Genomic DNA, 1,700 nt, shown 5'->3' with positions numbered 1-1,700 from the left:
ACCAGATCCACCTGATCCGACGAAATCTGCGCATCAGCCAACGCCGCACGAATCACCCGCTGCTGCGACGGACCGTTCGGAGCCGTCAGCCCATTACTCGCACCGTCCTGATTCACCGCACTACCCCGCACCACGGCCAGGACCTCATGCCCCAGCCGCCGCGCGTCCGACAGCCGCTCGACCAAGAGGACACCCACACCCTCCGACCACGCAGCCCCGTCCGCAGCACCCGCGAACGACTTGCACCGACCGTCCTTCGCCAGCCCGCGCTGACGACTGAACTCCACGAAGACCTCGGGCTCCGACATGACGGCCACGCCGCCCGCCAGCGCGAGGGAGCACTCCCCGGAGCGCAGCGCCTGGATGGCAAGGTGCAGGCTGACCAGCGAGGACGAGCACGCGGTGTCCACCGTCATCGAGGGGCCTTCGAGGCCGAGTACGTAGGAGATCCGGCCGGAGGCGATGCCGCCCGTGCTCGCGTTGTGGGCGTAGTCGTGGTACATCATCCCGGCGAAGACGCCGGTCCGGCTCTCCTTGAGGGAGAGCGGATCGATGCCGGCCCGTTCGAACGCCTCCCAGGACGTCTCCAGCAGCAGCCTCTGCTGCGGGTCCATGATCAGTGCCTCGTTCGGGCTGATGCCGAAGAACGCCGGGTCGAATCCGGGGGCGTCGTCGAGGAACCCGCCGCGGGCGACGTAACTGGTGTCGGGCCGTATGCCTTCGGGATCGTAGATCTTCCGCAGATCCCAGCCCCGGTCGGTCGGGAAGTCGGAGATGAGGTCGGCGCCCTCGATGACGGCCTGCCAGAGGTCTTCGGGTGAACCGACGTTGCCCGGGTAGCGGCACGCCATGCCCACGATCGCGATCGGGTCGTCGGCGTGGGCGCCCGGGTTCGGGCGCGCGGTGGTGAGGGCCGTCGTCGCGGGGGAGCCGGCGCCGGACACCTCGCCCAGCAGGTGGCGGGCCAGGGCCATGGGGGTGGGGTAGTCGAAGACCACGGTCGCGGGGAGACGGAGCGCGGTGGCTTCGGCCAGTGCGTTACGGAATTCCACTGCCCGCAGGGAGTCGAAGCCGAGGTCCTTGAACGCCTTCTCCGGCTCGATGGCCTGGAGCGAGCTGTAGCCGAGGGCGGAGGCGACCTGTACGAGGACAACCTCCAGCATGGCCCCTTCGCGCTCGGGCTCGGCGAGGCGAGCGAGCCGCTGCTGAAGGCCGTTCGCCTCGATGTGGCCTGCCGCCCTGCGCCGTGTGACGACCGGGACCAGGGTGCGGAACAGCTCCCGGCTGCCGGCGCCCTGGGCCCGTACGGCGGCGAGGTCGAGCTGCACCGGGACCACGACCGGCCGGTCGATCCGCAGTGCGGCGTCGAAGAGGGCCACGCCTCCTTCCGAGGAGATCGGGAAGACGCCACCGACGGACGCGATGCGGGAGCGTTCGGCCCCGGACAGCTTGCCGGTCATCCCGCTGGCCTCGTCCCAGAAGCCCCAGGCGAGGGAGTGGGCGGGGAGCCCTTCGGCTCTGCGGTACGTGGCCAGCGCGTCCAGGAACGAGTTCGCCGCGGCGTAGTTCCCCTGGCCCGCGTTGCCGAAGGTGCCGGCCACGGAGGAGAAGAGGACGAAGGCGGCGAGGTCCATGCCCTGCGTCAGCTCGTGCAGGTTCAACGCCGCATCCACCTTCGGACGCAGCACCGCCCCCACCCG

At 70.3% G+C, this 1,700-nt stretch carries 1 protein-coding gene; it reads right to left on the bottom strand.

Translation table 11 applies throughout. From position 1 onward, the window contains the following. On the bottom strand, positions 1–1,700 hold a 1,700-nt coding region (locus tag ABZ434_RS36055), incomplete at both ends, for a beta-ketoacyl synthase N-terminal-like domain-containing protein (RefSeq protein WP_359146333.1).

The sequence above is a fragment of the Streptomyces sp. NPDC005761 genome (genome assembly GCF_040630635.1).
GTDB lineage: Bacteria > Actinomycetota > Actinomycetes > Streptomycetales > Streptomycetaceae > Streptomyces.
The sequence above is the reverse complement of the archived record's forward strand: the minus strand, read 5'-3'. Positions and strand labels throughout refer to the sequence as shown.